This is a genomic window from Pontibacter sp. HJ8 (genome assembly GCF_054824225.1).
Window position 1 is genome coordinate 1 of sequence record NZ_JSYF01000276.1, and the last position, 5963, is coordinate 5963.

Annotated in this window: 3 protein-coding genes; 2 read left to right on the plus strand and 1 reads right to left on the minus strand. The window is 49.6% G+C overall.

The genetic code is table 11. The features are described from left to right. Nucleotides 1-1184 (minus strand): MBOAT family O-acyltransferase (locus OB13_RS12770; RefSeq protein ID WP_461490554.1); only part of this gene is annotated, 1184 nt, incomplete at its 3' end. Between the two features lie 606 nt (nt 1185-1790). Between OB13_RS12770 and OB13_RS12775 the strand changes: the two genes are divergently transcribed. Next, complete coding sequence (locus OB13_RS12775) at nt 1791-3206, plus strand: SGNH/GDSL hydrolase family protein (RefSeq protein WP_461490555.1); 1416 nt, start codon at nt 1791-1793, stop codon at nt 3204-3206. A 327-nt stretch (nt 3207-3533) separates the two neighbouring features. Next, nucleotides 3534-5924, plus strand: coding sequence for a LamG-like jellyroll fold domain-containing protein (locus OB13_RS12780; protein WP_461490556.1), 2391 nt, complete (start codon nt 3534-3536; stop codon nt 5922-5924). Nucleotides 5925-5963: the final 39 nt, after the last annotated feature.

The window sequence follows — 5963 nt, forward strand, 5'->3', positions numbered from 1 at the left end:
GCATCCCCGATGGAATTCGCTCTGAAAAATATCCAGGAAAAGCATACCAGGAAGAACACAGTCAGTACCTGCACTCCCTTGTAGAAATGCGGATGAGCGGTAAGGCCTATTCTGTGTACCAGTGCATTGCGTTTGTCCCTGGTCATCAGGCCAAAGATCTGATAAATGCCATGCAGGGCGCCCCATACGACGAATGTCCAGCTGGCGCCGTGCCAGAACCCGCTTAGCAGGAACACAATGAACAAGTTGTAGTACCAGCGCCACTTGACAACCCGGTTGCCGCCCAGCGGTATGTAGAGGTAGTCGCGGAACCAGGTAGAAAGGGAAATGTGCCAGCGGCTCCAGAATTCCGGGATCGTTTTGGCAAAGTAAGGGCTGCGGAAGTTTTCCATCAGCCGGAAGCCCATCACCTGTGAAGCGCCTATGGCAATATCGGAGTAACCTGAGAAGTCGCAGTAAATCTGAAAGGCAAAGAAGATGGTGGCGATGATGAGGGATATGCCTTCGTATTCGGTTGGGTTGTTGTATACCTGGTTGACCATCAGGGCCAGGTTATCGGCAATGACGATCTTTTTGAAGAACCCCCAGCCCATGCGTCGGAGACCGGCCACTACCCGGTCATAACTGAAATCGTGCTTCCGGCGCAGTTGACCCAGCAGGTTGCCGGCCCGCTCAATAGGCCCTGCTACCAACTGTGGGAAAAACGTGACGAATAAAGCGAAAATGCCCAGGTGAGGTTCTGGTTTAATGCGCCCCTGGTACACATCGATCGTATAGCTCATCGTCTGGAAGGTATAGAAAGAGATACCCATGGGCAGCAACAACTCAAAGGCTGGCATGGCATAGGGTACATCGAGTGCAAGGGCAATGTCGCGGGCGCTTTCGTTAAAGAAGTTGTAATACTTGAAAAGCAGCAGGATGCCCAGGTTGGAAAAGAGGCTCAGGTATAGCCACGGCCGACGCTTATCCTTTTCCTCGACAGAATAGCGGCCCATCTGTCTGCTGGTTACATAATCTATCAGGGTAGAGATAACCAGGATCACAGCGTAGGCCGGCTTCCAGGACATATAGAAGTAGTAACTGGCCAGCAGCAGGATAAGCCACCGTCGGTTAAAGGGAGTTAAAAAGTAAAGTGTAACTACTACCGGGAAGAATATAAAAAATTCAGCAGAGTTAAATAACATATTTACACATTGTTAAGGGTATAAGAGATGTTGTTTACCTGCCATGATCCGCCGAAAATACAACCTCCTTCATGCGTGTCACCTGAGAGCTTTGGGCCTATATTAAATTTCTTCTATTATATAGATGTTATGACAAAAGGTTTTGAATTTTTGTATATATTTTTTCGAAAGAATATAGACATCTAAATTTTTAATGCGGATTTCTATACGAAACAGTCAGCAACAGCTGCTTTTGGACATTAGCTGGTTTGGATTATTTACAGCCATGCGGCAATTTATCAAGTAGAACCTTCCTGGTCTTTTACCGTTGTACATATTTACATTTCTATATAACGGTTCAGTTAGATGCTTCATTATCATAAGCTTAAAATACCCTTTCTTGTCCGTTTTCTCTGCCTCCTGGCCATTCTGGTTTCCCCCGCTTTCCCATCGTATGCCCGAGTAACAGGGGTTGTATTGGCTGCTCCTGAAGTGAAAGCAATGCCCTCCCTGCATAAGGCCATCCGTATAAAATGGCAGCCGGTATCAGGTGCGATAAGCTATGTTATAGAGTACAGGACCAGTGGCAGCAGTGAATTCAAATTACTCGCAAACGTCGCGGTGCCAATGACTGCATTCCGCCATACAGGACTGGCCTATGTCCAGGAAGTATCCTACCGGGTAAAAAGCCTGGATGTAAATGAGAATTCGTCGGAATACAGTGCTGTAGCTACTGCTACAACCCACGCAAGTACCTATACCTACCAAATCATGCCTTTGGGTGATTCCAATACGCATGGCACTAGAAGTAATGATACCCGGCCTGATGGGGATAGAATCGCCTATAGGAAAGAACTCCACCGGTTGCTGACGCTTCAGGCAGTAAAATTTAATTTTGTAGGAAGTGAGGTAGCAGGCCAGAATCAATTCGAGGATCCTGAAAATGGAGGTTTTCCCGGTATCCGGGATGAAGACCTGGCAGATATCCTGGATAAAGGCTGGCACTACTGGTACTGTACTACCGGCTGTCCTGAATCTGCTAAGCGCATATACGCCAATGGGCCTTACCTGAATGACTACCACCCGGATATTATTCTGCTTCATATTGGCACTAACTGGGTTGATCCTTCCGGTGTGGGCGATGTAACCAGGATATTGAATCTGATTGATAAATACGAAAATGAGCATGGCCGGGAAGTAACAGTTGTGCTGGCAAGAATCATACAACGGGTTGAAAACTCAGTAAATGGTAAGGAGAAAGCTTTTACAACTACCTACAATGATCAAGTGGAAGCAATGGCCCGTGAAAGAATGGGGCAGGGCGACCGGATTGTGCTGGTAGATATGGAAAACGGAGCCGGCATAAATTACCGCTATGCAAGCGAAGGGGGAGACATGAATGACAACCTGCACCCCTCACAGAGCGGCTACAATAAAATGGCCTCGGTATGGCTGAACGGATTAAGTGAGCTGCTGGAAATAAATCCTCTCCCGGTAGAGTTAGTGTCCTTCAGCGCCAGCGGATCAGAACAGGGTGTGTTACTGCGCTGGGAAACAGCTTCAGAACAGGATAACAGCCATTTTGAGATCGAGCGTATGGAAGCAGGGGGAGCGTTTCGGAAAATAGGCAACCTGAAGGGGATGGGAACTACCTCCGTTTCGCAGTCTTACAGGTTTACAGACCTTGCGGCTCCGGCAGGTATACTTTATTACCGCCTCCGGCAGGTAGATGTGGACGGTACCTTCAGCCACTCCAAGGTAGTAGCTGTCCAGCGCATACTTTCCGGGACAAATGCGGTATACCCCAATCCATCGGCCGGAGAGACTATGCTGGTACACATGTCCGGGCTGGCTGAAGGGCCGGCAGAGGTGACTGTTCTTAATACAATGGGTGAGGAGGTATACGTGCACCCGGCTTCCGTCAATTCAGTTGGCCAACTAAGAGAAACGCTCGCTTTTCCAGTGCCTCTTACAGCAGGTGTTTATATCGTACAGGTAAGAGCAGCGGGGAAAGTGAGCCGGCAAAAGGTGCTGGTGCAGTAGGTATAGGTATGTGCGCCTATAACTATTGCACTAAAATTCATGAATAATTTTATTGGATTTATCCGTTATATACCCCCAGGCTACCCACAGGCCGATTATTGCCGTTGCTACCCCGTTTCTGATAAACCTCTCCATTCGAATAGCGTAATATTATTGGATTCTTATACAACGACAATCTAATACTCCACGTACAGGTCAAGCACAGAAGAGGGGGTAAGTCCGGCCTCCGCTAGCACCCTTGTTGCCATCCCGTACTTGTGAAAATACAATTAGCGTGTGTTGTTAAACTCTTCAAAGACATAGCGTTACAGTAATATAGTGATACATATGACAGAGTGCTACCTCAACCAATCATCCTCCCGAAGAGGCATGCATGGTTCTATCATACAGAAGCTCTATCCCCATACCAGTCCTGCAAGTTTCATGGTGAGAACCAGCTTTGGTGCCTCAGCCAGAGCCCTATACGCTCTTCTGGTGTTCCTGCTGCTTGCGACCGCAGCTGCGGCGGGTACTGCACGTACGCTGGCACCGCAGGAAACGGGTGCGGCTACCGAACTGAGCTGCCTTCCTGGGCTGGCGCATTACTTTGGCTTCGACGAAAAGGAGTCGGGAAATTACCTAGATTATGTGACAGGTACCAGCGCTACCTGCGCCGGTTGTCCTGCGTCGGCTGGAAGCCTTTTTGCGGGGGGGCAGCGTTTTAACGGCTCCTCTACAGGCCTTGATTTCAATGAGATAGAAAATTTTCAATGGGGCCCCAACAGTAGCTTTACCATCGAGATGTGGGTACACGTGGCAGGCACCGGTTCAACCAACCAGGTACTCATCGGGCGCAATGCGACAGATTCGGAGATGGTCTGGTGGCTGGGTGTTAGCCCTGAAGGGTATGCCGTGTTCGACATGTATGACCGGCTGCGTACAGGCATGCGGATCGGAGGGAACGGTGTGAAACTCAATGATGGCAAATGGCACCATGTTGCTGTTGTACGGGATGGCAGGCTCCGCCGCAACAAGGTATACGTGGACGGCTATACCATCGCAGACTTTGAGTATAATTATTCGGATAACTTCGAAACGGTCAGCCCGGTAAATATCGGCTACCTGAACATGGACAACCTGTACCGGTTCAACGGAACATTGGATGAGGTGATGATCTACAGCCGTGATCTGACCGAAACGGAAATGCGTTCCCGCTATAACAAAGGGGCAGGTAACTACTGTGGTCCTGCATCTGTGGCCCCTACCATTACCTCTGAACCTGTCACCTATGGCGTGTCGGGGCAGGAGTATGCGTATGATGTGAAGGCTACCGGTAAACCCAAACCAACTTTTACACTGGTGTCTGGTCCGCAGGGGATGACCATCCAGGCGGAAACAGGTGCCCTGCGCTGGGTGCCTGCGGCGGCCGGCAATTTTGAAGTAAAAGTGAAGGCTGCCAACAGCCAGGGAGAGAACGAGCAAAGCTTCAAAATAGAAGTTAAAACAGGCACAGACGAAAAAGCAGGTATGGTGCACCACTGGATGCTGCAGGAAACGTCGGGCACCCGCTACAAGGATTTTTATACCCCTTACGATGCGGCGGCAGTAGAAAGCATGAAGCCCACTCCTATAAAAGGAGCTGTGAGTGGAGGACAGCATTTTGATGGCACAGACGACGGCCTGGATGTGGAGGGAAGCCCTAACTTTAACTGGCAGGCCGATGAAAGCTTTACCATTGAACTCTGGATGCGCACAGAAGCCAGTACAGCAGGTAACCGGGTATTCATTGGCCGCAGTGCCAAGGATTCGCCCGTGCATTGGTGGGTGGGCGTAGACAACACCGGCAAAGCCGCCTTCCAGTTATTGGATCTAGGGTACGAAGGGCTATATGTTGGAAATGGAGGTCCGCAACTGAACAACGGCAGGTGGCACCAGGTAGTTGCCGTGCGGAATGGTAGTTCCGGCGCGAGCATACTTTACGTAGACGGAGAGAAAGTAGCTGAAGGCAGCCATGTGTTCAGCAACGATTTTGCCAGCCGCACGCCCGTGAACATAGGCTACCTGACCAGCGGCAAGGGCTATCATTACGAAGGCGACCTGGATGAAGTGAAGCTGTTTGGCAGAGCCTTGTCCGGTGCCGAGATCAAGGAGCGCTACCTGGAGGTATACGATGGACTCACTGAATTCCTTGTTTTTAAAGGGCGCTATAACGGGACAGCCGTAGTGCTGGACTGGGAAACCCTGAATGAAATTGACAGCGAAAACTTTGAAATAGAGCGCTCCGAAGACCAGGAAACATTCACCACAGTGGGCACTGTAAAAGCGTCCGGCACTACTTCGTCCGCTATATCTTATACCTTCACCGATGAAACCAAGCTGAAGGATAAAGCCTATTACAGGCTCAAAATGAACAGAACGAACGGCACCTACGCGTATTCCCAAACGATCGTGGTGCAGCATAACGGCCCGATCTCATCCTCTTTCAAGGTGTACCCCAACCCGACGGCAGGGCAGGAGGTGACCATTATGATCTCTAACCTACAGGAAATGGAAGAAGTTACTTTTATGATAACGGATGCCACCGGGAAGCATATACATACGGAGCGAAAGCAGACAAATGAACTGGGGGAGCTTTCCTTTACACACCCGATAGAAGCGCACCTGAGATCGGGCATCTACAACCTGAGTATCATCGGCAGTAACAAGACACTTAGCAGAAAACTGGTCATCGTCAGGTAACGTTCCGTCAGTGGAAATGCTATTTATAATTTTAATTAA

What these genes read in the sequence shown, in the direction of transcription:
- OB13_RS12775 (WP_461490555.1), top strand. Translation starts at nt 1,791, where the DNA reads ATGACTGCATTCCGCCATACAGGACTGGCCTATGTCCAGGAAGTATCC.
- OB13_RS12780 (WP_461490556.1), top strand. Translation starts at nt 3,534, where the DNA reads ATGACAGAGTGCTACCTCAACCAATCATCCTCCCGAAGAGGCATGCAT.